Origin of the sequence: Phocaeicola sp. GP0067 (assembly GCF_031119655.1) — a bacterium.
In the GTDB taxonomy this organism is placed as follows: domain Bacteria; phylum Bacteroidota; class Bacteroidia; order Bacteroidales; family Bacteroidaceae; genus Phocaeicola; species Phocaeicola vulgatus.
The window spans coordinates 90,332-112,097 of record NZ_JAVHZY010000012.1; the positions used below are offsets into that span (position 1 = coordinate 90,332).

At 46.5% G+C, this 21,766-nt stretch carries 11 protein-coding genes; 2 read left to right on the plus strand and 9 right to left on the minus strand.

Annotated features, from left to right (window positions below; all coding sequences use genetic code 11):
- Positions 1 to 188: 188 nt before the first annotated feature.
- Positions 189 to 3,326: an ATP-binding protein gene (locus tag RE317_RS11360; protein WP_005848038.1), complete on the plus strand. Its 3,138-nt coding sequence runs from the start codon at positions 189 to 191 to the stop codon at positions 3,324 to 3,326.
- Positions 3,327 to 3,481: 155 nt separating this feature from the next.
- Here the strand turns inward: RE317_RS11360 and RE317_RS11365 are convergent, their stop codons facing one another.
- The 5 genes from RE317_RS11365 to RE317_RS11385 form a co-directional block, all read right to left on the minus strand.
- Complete coding sequence (locus tag RE317_RS11365) at positions 3,482 to 3,655, minus strand: hypothetical protein (protein ID WP_155268258.1); 174 nt, start codon at positions 3,653 to 3,655, stop codon at positions 3,482 to 3,484.
- Between the two features lie 133 nt (positions 3,656 to 3,788).
- Positions 3,789 to 5,129 carry a S9 family peptidase gene (locus RE317_RS11370; RefSeq protein ID WP_118430285.1) on the minus strand — a complete coding sequence of 447 codons (1,341 nt, stop codon included), beginning with the start codon at positions 5,127 to 5,129 and terminating at the stop codon, positions 3,789 to 3,791.
- Positions 5,130 to 5,137: 8 nt separating this feature from the next.
- Entirely contained in the window at positions 5,138 to 6,478 is a 1,341-nt protein-coding gene (locus tag RE317_RS11375) for a glycoside hydrolase family 28 protein (RefSeq protein WP_165859760.1), read from the minus strand.
- Positions 6,479 to 6,534: 56 nt separating this feature from the next.
- Positions 6,535 to 9,291, minus strand: coding sequence for a glycoside hydrolase family 78 protein (locus RE317_RS11380; RefSeq protein WP_118430286.1), 2,757 nt, complete (start codon positions 9,289 to 9,291; stop codon positions 6,535 to 6,537).
- Between the two features lie 51 nt (positions 9,292 to 9,342).
- Positions 9,343 to 12,654, minus strand: coding sequence for a glycosyl hydrolase family 65 protein (locus tag RE317_RS11385; protein WP_118430287.1), 3,312 nt, complete (start codon positions 12,652 to 12,654; stop codon positions 9,343 to 9,345).
- Between the two features lie 319 nt (positions 12,655 to 12,973).
- Here RE317_RS11385 and RE317_RS11390 point away from each other — a divergent pair, with 319 nt between their 5' ends.
- A complete protein-coding gene (locus tag RE317_RS11390; protein WP_008667261.1) occupies positions 12,974 to 15,085 on the plus strand; it encodes a KamA family radical SAM protein in 2,112 nt (703 codons plus the stop codon).
- 88 nt (positions 15,086 to 15,173) lie between these two features.
- On the opposite strand, the gene RE317_RS11395 is transcribed toward RE317_RS11390, so the two are convergent.
- The 4 genes from RE317_RS11395 to RE317_RS11410 all read right to left on the minus strand — a co-directional run bounded on the left by RE317_RS11395 (position 15,174) and on the right by RE317_RS11410 (position 21,739).
- Complete coding sequence (locus RE317_RS11395; RefSeq protein ID WP_008667259.1) at positions 15,174 to 17,507, minus strand: TonB-dependent receptor; 2,334 nt, start codon at positions 17,505 to 17,507, stop codon at positions 15,174 to 15,176.
- A gap of 131 nt (positions 17,508 to 17,638) precedes the next feature.
- Positions 17,639 to 17,977, minus strand: a complete 339-nt coding sequence (locus RE317_RS11400) for a hypothetical protein (protein WP_032939344.1) — start codon at positions 17,975 to 17,977, stop codon at positions 17,639 to 17,641.
- A 4-nt stretch (positions 17,978 to 17,981) separates the two neighbouring features.
- Positions 17,982 to 19,724, minus strand: a complete 1,743-nt coding sequence (locus RE317_RS11405; protein WP_008667256.1) for a bifunctional UDP-sugar hydrolase/5'-nucleotidase — start codon at positions 19,722 to 19,724, stop codon at positions 17,982 to 17,984.
- An 11-nt stretch (positions 19,725 to 19,735) separates the two neighbouring features.
- Entirely contained in the window at positions 19,736 to 21,739 is a 2,004-nt protein-coding gene (locus RE317_RS11410; protein WP_011965716.1) for a HAMP domain-containing sensor histidine kinase, read from the minus strand.
- Positions 21,740 to 21,766 lie beyond the last annotated feature (27 nt).

Genomic DNA, 21,766 nt, shown 5'->3' on the forward strand with positions numbered 1-21,766 from the left:
ATATCGGCCGGCAGGAATCCCCATCCAATCATCTCCCATCTGCCTATACGAAAACTTTCCATTCCGTCCTGTCTCTTTTAATATTTGTTAAACTTTTCCATTTCTTCGTCCACTCATTAATTTAATAGTACATTTGTTGCATCACAAGCATCATAGCTATATAACAAAAGAAGAGTAGGACATCAATAATGGACAGAAATCTTAAAAGAACGTGTGTAGCCCATATACAACGGTTACTGATATGTACCTGTATATTCACCTTCTTTGCAACCATCGGCAAAGCCTCCCATGTACAGGAAAACACCGAGGCGGGGAACTATATTCTGATTCTGAACAGCTACAACGAATCCTCCCCCTGGAGCAACAGCATCACCACCCCCATCGTTCACAAAATAGCCGGAATAGAGAACATGGACGCTTACATAGAGCATCTGAATCTTTTTATGGTAGGCGACTCCACTAAAATCGAGAGATTCTCAGAAATTCTTTCTTCGAAATACGGCTCCACCCCTCCCCGCCTGCTGGTATTCATTGGGAGCATGAGCCTGATTTTCAGAGAAGAGATTCAATCTTTATGGGGTAAAGTACCTGCCATTGTATGCGGAGCCGACCCCTATGTATACCATGAGAAATTCTACAGGCAGAGAGATACAGTCACCCCCGAAGAAAAGACACACATGAGCGAATTGGCAGAAGAGTTCAATTTCACCTACATGCACACCCCCATCTATCTGGAAGAAAACGTGCAACTGATGTGCAGGATGATTCCCGGTATGAAGAAACTGATTTTCCTGGGAGACGGCATCTACCCCAATCCGGAATATGACAAGCAACTGCGAGAGCTGATTAAAGACAAATACCCGCAAATGGATTACGAATACATCTCCTCGCGTACCAACAGTCTGCATCAGCTATATAACGCCGTGCGTAAAACAGACAAGACCACAGGCATTCTGGTATCCACCTGGTTCACCGAATCGTTCACTTCAAGCAATTTTCTGATTAATGCCTACAGAAGTATCGCCAGCATCTCCGCCCCTTTGTTCACCATCCGCTATGCAGGTATGGATGACGGCGGCATGGTAGGAGGATACATGTATAATGACCAAATCTTTACCAGGCAATTACTGAAAACGATAGACGAGATACTACATGGGAAGAAAGCCAGCGACATACCTTTTTATGAACCCAACGAAGCACACCCCGCATTCAACTACACAAGACTGGTAAATAAAGGACTCGATCCCGACCTATGCCCTGGTGACACCGTTTTCTATGACAAACCGGCCAACTTTCTGAACAAATATAAATGGATCATCCTAAGTGTACTCATTGCTTTTATACTGATGGCCGTGGCACAGCAAAAACGCATCCAAATGCTGAAAGCGCTGAGACGCGCCCAGCAAAATGAAATAGACACGAACACACAATATACCAATCTGATAGACAATATGCCTATCCTTTACATGAAAGAACAGGTAATATGGGACAAAGAAGGGAATATCGCAGACAGCATTTATATGGATGTCAACCGCTATTTCGAACGATGTTTCTTGCCCAAATCCGAGGTGATAGGGAAAAGAGCCTCTGAAATTTTCCCGGAGTCCTTGCCGGAATTCACCCATTTCATGGAACTCACCTTAAAAGAAAAGAAATCGATCACCTTCCCATATTATTTTAAGACCGTCAACATCTTCTATGATGTTGTCCTGAATTGCTCTACCGAACCGGACACAGTGGATGTGTTCTGCATGGACAGCACCGAACTGCACAATGCGCAGCAAATGCTGAGCGCCACGAACCATAAACTTTCCATGGCACTGGAAGTAGCCAACATCGTACCTTGGAAATGGAATTTGAAAGACCATACCATTTTATGCGACCTCAACCGCCCCATTGTCATGGCGGCCATGCCGGGAAGCATCAGCGAAGATCAGTTGAGCGTTTCGGACGAGCAATACTTCGCTAAAATCATTAAAGAAGACCGCCCGCGCGTGATACAGGCCTACCGTGACCTGGCAGACGGGAAAATAGAGAAAGTAAAAGAGGAATACCGCGTGCTGGCCAATGACGGAACACAATGGAAAATAGACTGGATAGAAGCGCAGGCAGCTGTGGAAAGCAAAGACGAAAACGGAATGCCGCTCACTTTGGTAGGATCTTCCCTAGTCATAACTGAACGGAAGAAAATGGAAGACGAACTGCTTTCAGCCAAGGACCGCGCGGAAGAATCCAACCGGCTGAAGTCCGCTTTTCTTGCCAATATGAGCCACGAAATACGCACTCCGCTAAATGCTATCATCGGTTTCTCAAACATCCTTGCTGCTGCAGAAGAGGAACAGGAAAAGCAGGAATATATCAATATCATTGAAAGTAACAACACGTTGCTGCTGCAATTAATCAGCGACATACTGGACTTATCGAAAATAGAGGCCGGTACATTAGAGTTCAGCTATTGCAACATAGAACTGAATGATATTATTTCCGAGATAGAAAGTGTCACCCGTTATCGGACAGAGAGCAACGGCATTCAACTGATTGTACAGAAAGGACTTCCCTCCTGCCTCATAAGAACGGAAAAGAACCGTCTGATGCAGGTACTGAACAATTTACTGAACAACGCCAGCAAATTTACCTCACAAGGAAGCATCACCTTCGGCTACAAACTATGCGACAAAGAACTTTATTTCTATGTTAAAGATACCGGTTGCGGCATTCCAGCCGACAAAGTGAACTCCATATTCGGACGTTTCGTCAAACTGAACTCTTTTGTACAGGGTACAGGACTGGGGCTATCCATTTGCCAGACAATTGTAGAGCACATGGGAGGACGCATCGGTGTTGAGTCCGAGGAAGGAAAAGGATCCACTTTCTGGTTCACCATTCCCTACCAGCCTGCCGCTGCAGAGAACAAGAGAGAGGAAGAGCATCAACTCATTTCCGTGCAAAAAGACAAGCTGACCATTCTGATCGCCGAAGACAATGAGAGCAATTACCGGCTGTTTCAATCTATCTTGAAACGAGAATATAACCTGGTACATGCCTGGGATGGAAAAGAGGCGGTCAATTTGTATAAGCTCCATACCCCTCAGATAATTCTGATGGATATCAATATGCCGGTGATGGATGGCTATGAGGCCACCCGGGAAATACGAAAACTATCCTTGGATGTGCCTATCATTGCTGTTACCGCTTTCGCCTATGCCAGTGATGAACAACGGGCCATGGAAAACGGCTTCGACGGCTATATGGCCAAGCCCATCAGCGCCCCGCAACTGAGACAACAGATTGCTGCCATATTACAGAAACGCATTATCTTGTTATAATCTCCGTTTTTTCCATTATACTCAGCCGAAATCCGACGTAGAGACCGATCTGACTCCGCAACTATAAACAAGAAAACGACCGAAAGCGCCACAAGGATGGGAAACTAAAGCTGATTATAACGTAAATGCGAAGTTAATTCATCACTTCAGCTCCATTAAGTCTTTTTTTCAGTACCATTAAAGCATTTCTTACGGTCACCTTTTACAGACTGCGACAGCAGTCCGTATGTTTCACTGCGGCAGACCGTACAGTCCACTGTAGCAGACTGTACGGTCCACTGCCGAAGACTATAGTAACAGTCCGCACAAAAAGACTTAACAGTCCGCATGACAAGGCCTGATATACCCGACAAAAAGTATTAATCCCCCATATCTAAAAAAAGTTCCCCCTTGCTCACCTTCACAGGCTATGCAAGAGGGAGATTCCATACTAACTCTTAACCTAATAAATAAACGACAAAATCATTCTTTATATCTCAAGGCTCCGGCAGGCAGTTTCTCACCTTTCTCACCAAAGCTCTTCAATGCGTCTTCCGATTCAATGGTTACTTTACTTTCATCCAGCATACTCCGGTCAAGGCCGAACACGTCTATAAAGAAATCATAAACCGCATTGCGCTTGTTCGGACCGAAATCATGGCGTTCTTGCGGCAAATGTACATTGCTCACCTTGTCCGTCGCACCGTAAAAACCGTAGATGCGTTGCAAGTAAGGATATTCCAAACGAGGAACCGTGGCTGTCCAGTCTCCTCCGTCGGAAACCACCAGCATGGGACGCGGAGCAAACAGGGCGGCCAGTTCCGCATTGCAAGTTCCTCCACCTGCCAGCTGGATGGGCTTGCCACTTTCACACGGGCAACCGCCATCAAAGTGAGAAGCCAGACTGACCACAGGAGCAGCAGCTGTAAAACGGTCGTCCAGGACGGTAAGCAACACCGTCTGCGTTCCTCCGCCGGAACCACCGTTCACGCCGATGCGTGCAGGATCTATATCTTTACGATTTGCCAGCATATCATCCAGTATCAACAATCCGTTCATGGCCTGAATGGTGTGCGCATCACTGGTATGGTGCGCTTCCGCACCTACCTGCAAGGCGGATTCACCCCAACCATACAGGTCATAATCCACGCAGACAGCCCCCATACGTGCCAGTGTCGCCATGCGCTGCTGCTGGTCTTTGCGGTAGCGTCCCTGTCCAAAATGACCATTGGGGCAGATAATCAGTGCATGTTTGCCTTTGGTGCGGGGGGCATAGACTGAACCGCAGACATAAAGCCCCGGCAAGGTTTCCAATGCAAAGTTCTGCACGGTATAGCCATCAAATTTGCGTATTTTGGAAAGAACAGGCTTTGCATCCTTCACTGTTTTCCTCAGCATATCATCCAGTCCCAGACGTTGGCGCACCTCTTTGCGGAGAATCTCCCTGCGCTGTTCCCATTGACTTTTATCACTATATAAACCACTAAGGTATGCCAGCATTTTTTCTCCGTCGGCATCCGTGCGGCGGGCGTATTCGTAAGGTTTCAACTTATATACCTTGTCACTTTGCTTTACGAATTTATAATCGAAGGGGGAAAGCACATTGGTCAGCGTTTCCTCCAATGAATAAGGCCGGATACGGAAATCGGCATACGGAAGCATACGCCCCACCGTATCCACGTCATATTTCAAGCGGACCTGGAAACGGGCGGCAACGTCATTCAACACATCGGATAACGGACGTGCGAACCGGGTTTCATAAGTTTGTGCAGATGCAGCGGAAAAAGAGAGTGCCGCCATGCACCATAATAGTTGTTTCTTCATCGGGAAGTCTATTTTATTTCTTTACCATCCACATACACATCATCCAGCACCAAGTCCTTGCAGTCTTCAAAAACACAGCGTTGCTTGGCATTCTGAATATACACATCACGCATCACAATACCGGTAATAGGCGCTTCGGGCAGGCCTACCACCATAATGGGGGTATTCACATCACGGACCGTCACATCCGACACATAGATATTGCGAAATTCCGGAGTACGGTCACTCTTCGGTTCGGCAGGCATCTTGCTATATTTCAGATTGAGGACGATAGCCTCTTTCTTGATGTTACGCATCACAATATTGCTTACCCGGATATCTTCTACAATGCCTCCGCGGCCACGGGTGGATTTCAGACGAATCCCCCGGTCGGTTCCGTCAAAGATACAATTGCTGATGGTTACTTTCTTCACTCCTCCGCTCATCTCGCTGCCGATAACCACACCACCGTGTCCGCTCAACATGGTGCAATTGGTAATCGTGATATTCTCGCAAGGGACACCCAGTTTACGCGCTTGCAAGTCACGTCCGGATTTGATGGTGATGCAGTCATCGCCTACCGAAATGTGGCAGTCGCTGATGTGTACATTCTTACAAGACTCGGGGTTGATGCCGTCCGTGTTGGGGGAAGGCACATTGTGGATGGTAATGCCTTTAATGGTCACATTGTCGCAAAATTCAGGATTTACAGTCCAGAAGGGAGAGTTGATAATCTTCACGCCCTCTACCCGTACATTCTTACAACGGATGGGATGTATGAAAGGAGGACGGAAAAAGCGACGGTCCAGTGTGCCATGCCAGTCTTCATTGGTTTCAGCGTAAAGGGCTTTCAAGTCGTTTTCCTTCTCGAACATGGGCTGGTACTTGTTGATGTTTCTCTTGCCGTTATCTCTAAGGTCTACCAGTACACGGAAAAATTCAGTCCACCATGCCTTACCCTGTCCATCCAGAGTTCCTTCTCCCTTGATGGTAATATTTTCTGCATCCACGGCGTAAATCAACGGTTGGAAACTTTTCATCATGATTCCCTCGTGACGCACTTCCACATAAGGGAGGAAGTCGTCAAAGTTCTCCGAGAATTTCAAGGTGGCTCCTGCTTCCAATTCTAATGTAATATTACTTTTCATGTGGATGGAACCGGTGAGATAAGTTCCTGCGGGGAAAAAGAGTGTTCCGCCACCATTGGCGTTCAGGCGGTCGATGGTGGAATTAATCAATGCCGTGTTTAATTTCCGGCCTTGTATATCGGCACCGGCTTGCTGCATATCCACACGCTCGGCATGCAGAAAAGACAAACTGCAAACACATAGCAACAGACTTAAAAAGGTACGTTTATTCATATCGTTCATTAGTTGATTTTAGTTTTACCAAACACCCCAGGGGGCTTTTCCTATGAAAGCTGCGTTTATTTCTTAAAAGAATAAGTTCCGCTTTCCACTATCTTCGGCTCTTTCTCATCGGGAAGGAATACGCGTGCCGTACACCCTACAGGTATCGTTACTTTCAATGTAAAGACTCCATTCTCGCGGATCCAGTCTACCGCAACTTTTCCGTACAAGGTTTGGGTAGAGGCACGGACGTATGTCAAATCGCCTACCGGACGGGGACGTATTTCTATTTCCTTCATTCCCGGTTTTCCTTCAACGGTGCGGATACCCGCCAGCGAGTTGAAGAACCATTCGTCAATCTGCCCCATCATAAAGTGATTCCACGAAGAACCTTGTCGCGGATCCCATTGCTCGGTCAGCGTGGTAGCTCCAAATTTCAGTTGGAAACCATACCCCGGGGCCTCTTCATGGTTATGCATGGTGTACATCAGCTCATTCAGTCCGTTACGGGCTAGCGTCTGGAACAAATAACGATTTCCCACATCACCAGTAGTCAGCCGATTACCATGACGTTTTATATCCGCTACCAAGTTATCAAGTACCGCCTGTTTATCTTCGGCAGGAACCATTCCGAGAAACAACGGCAGGGCATTACTACACTGACTTCCCGTACCATACTGACGAGTATCCTTATGATAAAACTCCCGATGGAATGCTTTATTAATTTCTTCACCCAAATGAGTGTAATATGCTACATCATACCTATTATCCAGCATACGTGCCGCCTCCACCAAATAGCGAACAACCATATAATAATGGGCGGTAGCTACTAAAGGAACAGGCGTATTACGAGAAAATCCGGCCCGGAAATCTCCATAATCATACCAATCACCCAGTCCGAAAGAAACGATTCCATCATTGGCACGGGTAGTCATATAATCAATGTAACGGCGCATTCCGTTATAGTATTTTCTAATCAATGAATCATCCCCATACGTCTCATAATACATGAAAGGCAATACCACAAAGGTACATCCCCATTCGGGAGATTCGGCAAAAGCATCCATACCGGGACCCTCGAACACCACATATTCCGGAGCAGTGGTAGGAACCGCGCCATTGGCATGCTGTGCATCGGCTATGTTCTGAAGAGTCTGAGGAAGAAAGCCCGTCAAATCATAATTGTACAGTAAACCGGGACCGCATAAATGATCCTGTTCCAGCCAGCCCAGTTTCTCCCGGTGCGGACAATCCGTAAACACGGACTGCATATTGCTTCGCACCGCTTTCTCTATCAGCCGATGGGCCTCATTGAATATACGATTGGAACATTGGAATGTGGATACCTTAGGAGCCGAGTTATAAACAAAGCACGACTGTATCTTCTGGATCACCGGAAGACGGTGGGGATTCTTCTGCCCTTTCAGCACAGCGCCTTCCACCTGAATATACCGAAAGCCATAGTAAGAAAAACGAGGATGCCAAGTCTCCACTCCCTCCCCTTTCAGGGTATACTCATAATAATGTTGTCTGCCGGTCTGACGCTGATTGCAAGCTCCCTCGTCCGTCAGGGATTCGGATACAAGCAAGGTTATTTTCTGCCCTTTCTTTCCACGGACGGTAATTTCGGGGAAACCGGCCAGGTTCTGTCCCATATCCAGCACAAAGGCAGACGGGTCCACCGTCCGTTTGGTTGACTTGCAGGCGGCTGTTATCTGTTCAGCGGTGAGCTTGGTCACTTTCCGGATATCATAACGCTCCATGATCTTTACCGGTTGCGCTATCTGCGGACGAAGCACCCCTTTGGGGGCTTCCTGAATCACGACAGGATGCCAATCCTGCTCTTTAAAACCGAACATGTTCCAGCCTTTCTGCTCACGGCGGGCGTCATAATCTTCTCCGCCATAGATGCAATTGAACAGTACGGGACTGAAATCGTACTTCCAGTCCTTTCCGGAAACAATCGTTTCACTGGTTCCGTCTTCATAATTCACCACCATTCGGAAACGAAGCGTGGGGGCGCCGAAACTGATTTGCAATTTACGATAGCGGCCGCCTTGCACATTGTAAAATCCATTTCCCAGCAGGACTCCGATGGCGTTACCTCCTTTCTTCACTTGCGAGGTGACATCATAAGTATTATAATAGACACTTTTGTCATAATCGCTCCAAAGAGGGGCAAATTCGCTGTCTCCCACTTTTTCTCCATTCAGCGAAAATTCATAAAAGCCCAAGCCACATACATACGCCGTGGCGTCTTTCACTTTCTTTGCCACATGGAACTCGCGGCGCAGATAAATACTTTTCTTTGCCAAAGTATCCACAGCAGCCCAAGCGGCCTTTGCCTCAGGCTTTTTCAGTTCACTGCCATGATATTTCCGACCTTCGGGTAAATGAGCGTCTTTACGGGTAATGGCCCCAATCCATTCACTGCCGGCGAAAGCCGCTTCGGAAGTCAGGATACTGAAATCAGAGGGGGCACTCCATGCCGAAGGCGTATCAGCCTCATCCCAGACACGGACACGCCAAGTATAATGCCTGTCCTTCTCCAAGACCGCATCCGCACAGGAAACCAACTGGCTTTGAGCGGATTTTACTTTACCGCTGTTCCAGACTACTTTTCCTGCCCATACATCCCGAATCTCTATCTCATAAGCGGTCTGCCGCGTGCCATTTTCCGGCGAACTCATCTGCCATCCCAAACGAGGGGCATCAGAGGTGGTCACTCTTCCTTCGCGCATCTCACACGTCAGACGGGTAACAGTTATGTCCTTCGCCTGCACGGCGAAAGACATAACTAACAAAGCGGCTATTAAGAATTTTCTGTAATTCATTTTTCTTTCAACAGTCTGTTTATTATCTTAAGACATCCCCTTTATTCAAATCTATAGCACATTCTCACAAAGGACACGGGTCAATGTATCGGCGTGTCCCACTTCCTTTCCATCCACATAGATATGCAGACCTTTTCCACGCTGGTAACGGCTGCCGTCCTTATCCCACAAAATAGTGAGGTTACGGCCATGGTACAACACATTATCCAAACAGAAATAATCCCATTTTCCTTCGGGAATCAACGGATTCACCTCCACTGTGTTATCCATGCGCGGACGGAGTCCTATCAAACCGGTAATCATCAAATCATTAAAAGTAGAATGATTGTAATAACGGCTGCGTTCCTGATCTCCTTTCAACCAATAACCGGTCACCTCATCCAGATACTCGCCTATGTAGGGGCGGCCACGGTGATGCTGCGACTCCACATAGCGTTCCATTTGATGGAAATACACGCTATCTGTCAATACAGTCTGAGGATAATTATTCATGAAATTGGCCATTGCGGTCAAAGTCTGTGCAGATGCAAACGGCCAGATAGCCCCATCCCATTCACACTTACCTACGCCATGCGTGCGGAACTCAGGATGACGGCGCTCGGCAGTGGTAAGTCCGTAAGGTGCGGAAAAACCTTTCTCGTCCATCACTTCCTTCCATGCCACAGTGTATTTGGAAGAAGCATCCGGCAAATTGAAATACCAAGGGATATAGCCGATAGCCTCGCGTACCTCGGCGGACGCATCTCCACGCATCGTTTCAAAGAAATGATGGTCTGTGTTCCACAACTTATCCTGTACCAATGTTTTAATGGAATCGGCTTTCAATCCATATTTCATGGCCATGCCCTCATCTCCTGTCATGATGCCGATAAGAGAGAGTGCTTTGGCATTGCCATACATATAACTGTTGATAGTGGGACGGGCATATTGCTTACGACGGCCTCCGCTGATGGATTCTTCCATACCATCCTGCACATCTCCCTGCCAATAAAGTCCATTGGGCAGGCGGTTTGTCTTTTCCCAACGGGCATATTCCGCTTCCAAATCCTTTACCATATCCAACAAAAACTCCTTGTTTCCATCGACCATGTAACGTCCCAGTACCGCATCCGCATTCCACGAGCTGAACTTGGTCATTTTAGCCATCGGGCCTCCTTCGTTACCCCGATACCAAGTATGGATAATCTGATTCAAGTATTCCGGATTACGCAACCAGCGGCTCTCATAAATATGATGACCGATGGCACAAGCTATCAGATTGTATTTATCGGCATACGAACGGTTTACCAGAAATTCGGTCATGCCATAGCCCACCGGAGTTTCCTTGATGTGCTTGCGCAGCGTCCACCAACGATAATAATACATTTCCTCAAAGTTCTTTTGAGAGCACTCGAAAAGAGGAATGTTTTCTTCCATCCATTGAGATGCACGGGCATTGGGAATAGCCTGGGCTATATTCTCATCCTCCATGCTGTTGAAATAATCCACATAGGGCTTGAAATCCTTATATTTCAAGAAGGCTGCACCGGCATCCTTATCAGCAGAAGCCGTCTTGAAATGAGCTATACGATAGGTGCACAAAGGTTCCTGCTCACCCGCATTCGGCAGAATGCCATACCAGTCTGCCGGGGTATCCACCGTAGGATAAGTCCGTTGCGCTCCGGTGCGGAACATCACTCTCTCGATGGCCGGAACGGGTGCAAAGAACATACGTTGCCCCACTTTCTTTCCATCCACATAGACAATTACCATGCGGTTGGCAACAGAAAGCTCCACTTCTACCTTATACGTCTTGCCCGGTTCATACTTCAACAAATTACCAAACCGCGCACCTCCTTTGGCACGGAAAAGTCCATCGGGAGTCAATTCCAGACGGGAACAGGCAATGCCGTTTTCATCCAGAAATTCTATCTGCAAAAGTCCTTTATCGTTCTGTTCCGCCATCAGTTCGAAAGATACTTTCAGTTCTTTTGTAGCAGGTATCTTACGCTCCACACGGGCATAATCGAATAAGTCCTTGTCTTGCAGCACCAGCCATTTTCCATCCAGTGATACGGGAGCCCACTGCAAGGAATACAAATTCCAGTCGGTCAGTTCGCTCAAATCTTTGTAGCCGGCAAAATCGTCGTCAGCATGCTCGCTGGCGTGTGCGCGGACGGGCACAGGAATATGAGACACCCACATATCCTCTTTATTCATACTGTAAGTCACCCATAAATCACCATCGGGAGGAGTCCCGTTACCTTCCTGAATACCCCGTACATACTGAGGACCGAATGATTTATAATTACCTCCGTAACGCATCGGTGTAATCTCGCCGTGCACCAGATTCAAGGTCGTATATTCCAGCCCGTCCTTACTGAGCGAGATAGCCAGCGGCCAGCGAAACTCGGAAGGATTATACACCGTGGCGTATGTACCGTCACTCAAACGCTGCCCCCAGATCTTCGCATTACTGTTTACAAAGCCTTTCGCACGTTCCACCGGTTGCGCCCATGTGTTCCCGCCATCCTCGCTGATGGAAGTCAGGGCATGTTTCCACAGGCTTACCAAACGGCCGTCGGGCAAGGTATAGTCACAATACGCTTTGTATTCCTTGTGTAAAGGAATCAACGGGTCATTGCGGTCGGCTTCCTCCACCCACTGCATACGGTAGCGGGGATTATCCAGAATCTCCTGACAGGCTTTTACAAACTCCTTGTCTTTACTCCGTTTAAAATAAGGATAAGAGGTATTCTTTTCATTGAACGCATGGTTATAATAAATGAAATAAATGGGGCCGAAGGAACCGTCCTTTTTAATTTCGCGAACCACACGGCCTATTCCGTTCCCGTCATTCGGGTCATCTTTCTTGTCCAGCGCCACGCCATAGTTTCCCATGGCTATCAGTCGGCCGCTCTTTGACACATAAAAGCCTACACGCTGATGCATGATGGCATCCAGATCTTTCGCCTTGTCTGTGCGTCCGGGCTTGGTATAGCCATCGGGAACCCGGTAGATAGGGAAAAGGGTCACCGGGTTTGTCCAGTGATAACCGTCTTTCGAGGTCATCAGGAAAGTTTGTGAGGGAGGAATATGCTCGTCCGAAGGATCGGAAAGATAATGCATATAGAATTGTCCGTTCCAATAAGCCAACATGGACTGATGATTGTATGTCCATCCATTGCCGTTATCGGGTGCAGGATGTTCCCGGTTGGCACGCATCACCTGAATATTGTGTACCCCTACCACGGGTGACAATTGCCCGTCATGACAGGTAGGGTTAGACAGCTCCGTGCCTGTATAGTGTACTCTATCTTGCGCCGATACCGAAAGTGCCAGCGAACAGGCTGCTGCAAAGGTAAAAAGTTGTTTCAGTTCCATTTATTTACTTCTATGTTGTTTTTCCATTTATTAAAATGAGGTTTCTCTTCAGCTTGATTGACCTGCAAACAAGCAAAGCTCTACAAAACTACGAATTTCTTCGTTTCCCGATAAAAGCTCCGGGCTTTAAAAAAAGACGAAAGCACAAAGCAAATGTACTCTATAAAATAATGCTATTTATAAAAAGAGTCTTTTTGTTAATGAATTTGCATAAAAGAAGCTTTTTTACTATCTTAGCAGCATGAAGTTAACAGTTTGATAACTTTTCTACGAGAAATATGTTATTTATAGTATTCACTTTCTTAACAACCGTTTGCTTATGAAACAAAAGAATAAGATGTTATCCACCCATGGCATTAAAACACTATTCGAAACCCGATTAACCCAACTCACTTCATTGGCTTCAGAAAGTCAGGATGAAACAGCTTTCAAGAATAAGCTGAACGATTATCTATTATCCGGTCCTATTTACAATCCTACTGCCGCAAGGCAAATTAAAAGACTGATAGATAACGATGGAAAAACCATTTACGAAGCCTCTACAGAACAGGAGATTAAAATAGAAACCATCTCACTGCTTTGGAAGTTTTTAACGAATCGTATCATCAATGAAGAGATTTCCGTTGATTTATGGATTGACCTGTATCACCAGTTCGACCGGCTTTATCACGAAGAAGAGGAGCTACCTGATGAAAAACAAGTGCAACAGTGGATGAAACGCTGGCCCAGCGGACTGAATGAGGATGTCCGGGCTATCCGCCGACAAAACAAAGAACGTATCATCTCCCTTCTTATCCAGAAAATAGAAAACAGACACGCACCCTCCAGCCGCTACCTTTTTCCTGAAGGAAGCACGGAAGAGGACAAACGCCGGCTGGTCTGTCAATGGTGGAACGAAGCCCGTTTTCATCTGGCAATGGCCGTAAAAAGCCCTACCGAACTGAACCGGATGCTAGGCAACTCCCTGTCCGAAGAAACCTTGCAGCTTTATCACAAAGCACGCAAGAAAGGAATGCCTGTCTTCATCACCCCTTATTATTTGTCATTATTGAATCCTACCGGAAAAGGATATGATGACGAAGCCATACGCAGCTATATCTTGTACTCTTCCCAATTGGTAGAAACTTACGGTAACATCCACGCATGGGAAAAAGAAGATGCAGTAGAGGACGGAAAGCCCAACGCTGCCGGATGGCTGCTGCCGGACGGACACAACATTCACCGCCGTTATCCCGATGTGGCCATTCTTATCCCCGACTCGATGGGACGTGCCTGCGGCGGCCTATGTGCATCCTGCCAGCGCATGTACGACTTTCAAAGTGAACGTCTGAACTTCAACTTCGAGGAATTGAAGCCGAAAGAGAGCTGGGACAAGAGGTTGAGAAAACTGATGGAATATTTCGAGAACGACACTCAGCTCAGGGATATCCTGATTACGGGAGGCGATGCATTGATGAGCCAGAACAAGACCTTGCGCAATATACTGGAAGCCGTCTACAAAATGGCTGTCCGCAAACGGAACGCAAACCTGCAACGCGCCGAAGGAGAGAAATATGCGGAACTGCAACGAGTACGCTTGGGCAGCCGGCTCCCGGTATATCTGCCCATGCGAATCAATGACGAGCTATTGGAAATCTTACGCGAGTTCAAAGAAAAGGCATCTGCCGTAGGAGTCAGCCAATTTCTGATTCAAACGCATTTCCAGACTCCGCTGGAAGTAACACCCGAAGCGCGTGAAGCTATCCGCAAGATACTGGCAGCCGGGTGGACTATCACCAACCAGTTAGTATATAATGTGGCGGCTTCCCGTCGCGGACACACCGCCAAGCTGCGCAAAGTATTGAATGGGCTGGGTGTACTATGCTATTACACCTTCTCGGTAAAAGGATTTGAGGAGAATTATGCCGTATTTGCACCTAACAGCCGCTCCTTGCAGGAGAAAGAAGAGGAAAAGGTATGGGGAAAACTCTCCGCAGAGCAAGAAAAGGAGTTTTTGAACCTGTTGAGAAACAGTAAAGACCGTGCGGCAGCCGTACAGCGTTTCTGCACCTTCCATCAGATTCCTTTCGTAGCAACAGACCGCAGCGTACTGAACCTGCCGGGTATAGGCAAGAGCATGACTTTCGTAACTATCGGTATGACAAAAGAGGGAAAACGGATACTGGAATTTGACCATGACCCAACCCGCCAGCATAGTCCGATTATTCATCAGATGGAAAAAATATACATCAAGGAAAACAAGTCTATCTGGCAATATATGCTGCAATTGCAGGAAATGGGCGAGAAGAAAGAAGAATATGCCAGTCTGTGGAAATATATGGAAGGAGAAACAGAACACCGCTTCCCCTTATATAATTATCCCGATCCGGGATTCCGGATTACAGAAAAGTATAGTCACTTGTCAGTAGTTGGTAATAAATCAATCTGCTAATTTGTCAATGTGACAATGTGCTAATGTGCCATGTGGAACAAAGCGTAACCCATTGACATATTAGCACATTGACAAATCAGCAGATTATTCAATTCGTAATCTTGATCCCCACAAAATACGTTCTAGGCTGTGTAGGCCCATAGAAATAACCCGAGTCACGATAACCACCTTTGTCCAAATCCTTTTGGAAAGCATTAAAGATATTCTGCACTCCACCGTTCAATTGCAACTTGATATGGTCATTCAATACAAACGTATAATTCAGTTTCACATTCAAATCAAAGAAATCAGGAGTATGCACCATTTCATCTTTAGCGATATATTGTCCTATATATTCCTCGGGCAATTCTGTCGGTGCGAAATGTGGCACATGCATCCGGCCTGTGTACACACCGGACAAGGAGCAGTCGAAATTCTTGAACGGAGCAGATGTCAATGTGAAATAACCGTAATAGTCAGGAGTACGGGGCATCCGCTTCACCGGCGCTACCTCAGGATTCTCACTCCATGCCTCCAGCTCAGTATATTCGCTGCGCTGCACCGTGAAGCCCACCTGTAAAGCCGCATCACGTCCATGTGCAATCTTTCCGTCCAGATTCACGCCATACACACGTGCCCCGTTACCGTTACGACGCTCCTTCACCTTGTTACCATTCTCGTCATGGCCCATATCCTCCAGTACAAATACGTCATCCAATCCGGTATAGAACCCTTCCAATAACAAATTGGTCTGGAAATGACCGATATTCGCCGTCCAGTCAATGGAGCCGCTGATGCTGTTAGAATGCTCAGGCTTCAGCCCTTCCGCCAACTTGATAAGCACGCCCTCACCTCCTACTGCCGTAACGTGCAAGTCTTCATCATAAGCCTGCGGCGCACGGAAACCGGTGGACCAGGTGATGCGCGCCTGTAGTTTGTCACTGGGTTTGTAGAGCAGGTTCAGACGGGGGCTGAAGATGGGGTTGTCAATCAGGTTATGGTCATCCAGACGGAACCCGGCCAAGAATACAAACTGATTCATTTTCCATTCGTTCTGCACAAAAGCGCTGGCAATGCGTACATCCTGTTTCATATCACGGTGATAACCGGTCATAACATCGTGCAGGGAGTTGTTCTGATACTCCAGCCCGGCGGTAAAAGTAGCAGGAGAGAATAAAACTTTCTCAAAATTACCCACATACATGCCGCCTGCCACCCAAGTCAGATCTTTCGTCTTTCCGTATGCATTCGCATCCTGTTGCGCACCATAATAACTGTTACGGTCGGTATGCTGGATGGAAGAATAGAAAGAAAGCTTATGCTTGTATTCTTTCCAAAACAGATCATAACTCAATCCGCCACTATTGATAACGTGCTTGGTCTGTTCGGTGATATCCGTTTCGTGCGGCTGCAAATCAAATTTATTCCCTCCGCGGCGGAACTCATTCGTGGTATGATATTCCAGACTGATACGGCTGAACTGCGTAGGACGGTAATAGGTGCGCAGCCCGAACGTATTCATATTCAGCTTTCCCAACTCCGAGAAACCGTCCCCGTCCGCATCATACGGATTACGGTTCCGATAAGACTGATACAAAGCGATGCCATACGTATTGTCTTTTGACACCAAAGAGGCATTGGCTCCCATATACTGTTCCCACACCTTGCCGTTCATATTGGACATTGTTGAAGAAACCTGAAATGAATTGTTGATGGGGTCTTTCGTGATGATATTGATGGTTCCGCCCACTGCATTAGCACCAAACAAGGCCGACCCTCCTCCGCGGACAACCTCTATACGCTCTATCATATTCACCGGAATCTGCTCCAAGCCATACACACCGGACAGAGCACTGACTACCGGACGACTATTGATAAGAATCTGAGAATAAGGTCCTTCCAGCCCATTGATACGCACTTGAGGGAAGCCGCAGTTCTGGCAGTTGTTCTCCACACGCAACCCCGACTGGTAATTCAAGGATTTAGCCAAATCGGTAGAATTCACCGATTCGAACAGCTTGGCATTCATCACATTGACTACCACCGGAGCCACCTTGCGACTTGTCTCATTGCGATTGGCCGATACGACTACCTCGTCCGTCATAATACTTTCGTCACTCATCAAAAAATGAACATCTACCGTGAAGTCGTTACTGACGGTCACTTTCTTTTCCTGTGTCTCATAGCCCAGTAGCTGAACCCTCAATGTGTACTTTCCTGCCGGAACCTTCTTGAAACGGAACTCCCCGTCCTCGTTACTCACCGTACCTTCCCCGGTTTCCACAATCAATATGGTAGCATACGGAAGGCTGTTCTCCGTGCCTTTTTCCACTACATGACCTGAAATCACATTTCCTTCCTTCACAGGATTTACATCTTCTGCATACGCATGGATACCCGCACCCATCACCATGAGCACGAGTAACAGAATATATTGTTTCATCTATTTTTTCTATTACTAAAATGTTTCGGTTTATTCAATTAAAGAATGTGTGCAGCTCTACGGCAAAAGCACATCCGCATCTGTTGAACGGATTATCCGAATGTATCCCGTCAACAGATATACCTTATGTTTCAGCAATAAAAAGGAGGAGCGCGCAAATGGATACATTGCGCACAAAGCGCTTTCGCGCGGAAAGTATTTGTCTTGTATTCCAAAACATACAACACAGGACGGAATACAGTCATCTCTGTCTGCCCCCCGGGCTCCAGAGTCTGGATAGTGCTCAGATGAGCAATTGAGATTACCTGTCCTGTGGTATGCGTATGGTGTTTTTCGGACGAAGGATGAGAGTGCACAATCATCACCCCGTTCACAATATGAACGTGGGTAAACAAAGTGATGCTTACCTGATACGTTAAAAACAGCGCCAGCAGTAATAACGGGGCTACTATGTACCTTCTCTTGCTCAACTATTTATTTCTTTTCCTCGCCAAACAACAATTGATAGTCTTTTTTCGCGGCAGGCACAGTCCATTCCTCCGGAATAAACTTCCACTGGTGCATAGCATGAGGATGCAGCACTTTTTCCTGCTCAATATATTGCATCAGATAATAACGCAAATCCTTATCGGTTGCAAAAATAATACGTTTTGCCAAATCTTCCTTGGAAATTCCAGCTCCAAGAGTCAGTAAATCTCCGCCACCGTTCCCACGGTAAGAATTCAAAGCCACTTTATAAACCTTATCCATACTGAAAGGAGTCCCGTCCGACATGCTCTGAATCGTGATTTTCTCTCCTGCCGGCTTGGTCACGTCCACCGTATAATTAATGCCTGCGGCAGAGTCAAAGTTAAAGCTGAAATTCTTGAAATTAGCACGCTTCCCCTTCTCCACCGGCTCCTTGAAAAGCATCAGGTGGTCCTCGGAACTCTTCATCTGATTAGTCCAGATGGCGTATGCCATTTCCAGGAAACCTTTAATTTCCTTGCCCGAAAGTTCCATCACATACAGCATGTTCTCGTACTTGTACAAATTGAACATATCACTCACATAGATGTCTCCTTCTTTAATCTCTGCCCGGAAGGACAACGGAGCACAGAAAGACACTTCAGCACCCGAAATTTCCAATTGCAACTGATGAATCAGGTCTATGAAAGGAGAAGAACCGAAATAAGCATCCTTCGCTGTGATGGTACGTGAAATTGTACCGATTTTACGGGATACAAAGTCATTTACAGCCTTGTATTGAGGGGCAAACTTATCCATAAACTCCCGGCTGACAGGATACTTGTTCATATCCGCCAATCTACCTTCCACCGACTTCTCCACTACTTTCCCATCTTTCTTTGTTACGGTCAGGGTCACATCCGAAACTACATTGGCATTGTTTGCCGGGTCAATGACCAGCACACTGTCTCCTGCCACATTCTGCACCTTTACACATTCCCTAGTATGGTCGTGCCCCATCAGCACCACATCAAAGCCCGAAACCCGTTTGGCTACATCCATAGAGGCATCTTCCACCACCTGTCCCAACACGTTGCCCGACTTTCCGGCATGAAACAATCCCACAATGACATCAGGATTCTCTTTTTCCTTTATAATCTTCACCCATTTGCGTGCGCAGGGCTCCATTTCCTCAAAATGCAGACCACTCCATAATTTCTCCGGCAACCATGAAGGAATGGCCGGAGTAATCATACCCAGAACCGCTATCCTCACTCCGTCGCGCTCCAACACCTCGTAGGGTTTCAGATAAGGTTTTCCAGTGGCATTGTCTATTATATTAGCCCCCAGTACCGGAAAATCGCACTGTTTTATCCAACGGTCGTACACCGCATGCCCAGTCTCTACATCATGGTTACCCATATTACCTACCACATATCCCATATAATTCATCATATCCGCCGCAACATGAGTAGACACGGTATCCATAAAATTATAATAGTAAGCTGTAGGCTGACCTTGCAGGATATCCCCATTATCCATCAACAGGCAATTATCCCCATATTTCTCACGCTGTTCTTTCACAAAGGAATGAACACGGGCAAGACTTCCACTCCATTCTTTCCGTTCGATAAAGTTATACGGAAAGAAATTCCCGTGCACATCACTGGTTTCTATAATCTTGATAACCACTTCTTCCTGATTATTGGATGCAGACAACTGCATACCTGCCCACAACAGCAGGGCACTGATACATATTCTATATTTCATTTCTCTATTCTTTATTCTTTTTTAGTCAAAGGATGCGTGAATACAAACCGGGCGCCTTCGGTATAATCCTTGTCCACCCATATCTTACCTCCCAGATTCTCGATTATCAGCCTGCTAATGGCCAATCCCAGCCCCGTACCTTGGGAATATTCATTCAATTTCTCGAAACGTTCAAATACCTTTTCACTCTTATCGGGCGGAATACCGCAACCAGTATCCGACACTGACAATTCCAACTGCTGATGCTGTTTGTCTATGGCAACCGTCAGTTTGATAGAACCGGACGGAGTAAATTTTGCGGCATTGGACAGCAAATTAATCAACACCTGCTTCAGACGCTGGGCATCCGTCTTGACAACCAGCGAAGGCACAGGAGTTTCAAACAGAAACAAAGCACTGGTCTTGCGTCCATACTCCACTGTAGACAAAGCCGTCTGACACAACTCTACCACATCACATTCTTCCCATACGAATTTTATCCTTCCGGATTCCATGCGCGAGATGTCCAGAATATCATTTATGAGGTGCAACAACAAATCGGAATTCTTCTGAATGATATCACAATACTGCTCTTTCTCGGCAGGAGAGGAATCATCACTGACCAACACGCTGGAAAATCCCACAATGGCATTCAAGGGAGTGCGTATTTCGTGACTCATATTGGCCAGAAAAGCCGTCTTCAACCTGTTGGATTCCTCCGCTTTCTCCTTGGCTACCAGCAGTTCCTCGCCGGATACTTCCAGATTATGTTTCAAGTGGTTGATACGGATAATATAATATATGGCTATCAAGAAACAGGCTATCAGGAACATGAACGCCGAAACAACCCCTATGACCCAATATTTATACTGCTCATAAAACGAAGGAGTCTTGTTCACCAACACCGCTCCCTGAGGAAGATTCAATGAATCCAATTTGAATTCATGCAAACGCTTTATATCAAAAGTATAGTTTCCGGGAATAGTCAACAAGTCCACCCCTTCTCTATCCCCTTTATCCAAAAAATCATAAGTAACCGCGCCTATATTCTTTCCTACCGCATGGTACTCGGGAGTATATCCTCCCAATGCCCAATGTCCCAGCCCCACAGATGCAATAGTAAACACAGGCAGGGTGGGATTCGCATCGCGCAGCATATAAGTCGTATTACCAATAACATAACTCTCCGTACAGTCTACACGCCATGTTCCCAATAACACACACGTATTTTGAGGCAACCTGCGCATCCTTTCACTCACTTCCATAAAGGTTTCTGTACGGCCGTCCAGCCAAATTGTTTCTAAATCGGGGTACTTCTTCATCTCCTTTTTAACCAAGGCTTGCATAGACAACCCGCCATAGGTATTATCCGATATAAATGCCACACGGCGCATATCAGGATAAAAACGACGCATCAGCTTTATGTTTTTATCGACATCATATTCATATACATAACCGGCAACAATATTATAATCACTGAAATCCGTATAAATATTCTTACTTTCAGGTTCCCATACCCGCGTGTCGATACTATCATCGGGCAATACCAGTCCGTTGACACTGACCATGCCACAGATAGACGGAGTCTTTTTAGCTATCTCTGTGTCTTGTGAGATATAAGCCGACCATGCCTCCTGCCCCAACAATATAACCAGTGACGGACGGTTTTTCCCCTTATACTTACCAAGGATGGAGGCCATACGCGATTTCCACAGATAGGCCTCGGACAAATTCTTGCAGTTCATACTCTCTATGATCGGAGTATACTTGCCGCCACGCTGTCTGTATTCATCCATAAAAGCAGACAGGTTGTCAGAAATACTACGCGTTTCGGGATTATAAGAAGTGACAATAAGGATAGGCCCTTCCGAGGTCGTTTCCGCCTTCACAGGACACAGAGCAACCACAGGAAGCAGCAGGACTAATAGCATAAAAAACCTGAATATGATTGCCAATCCCCTCATTTCCTTTAGAATAATTTCTAAAAATTCGCTGCAAAGATAATAAAATAAAAACAGAACACAACCAATTGGCATGTATTTTGTTTCTCTTAAAGCAGATGA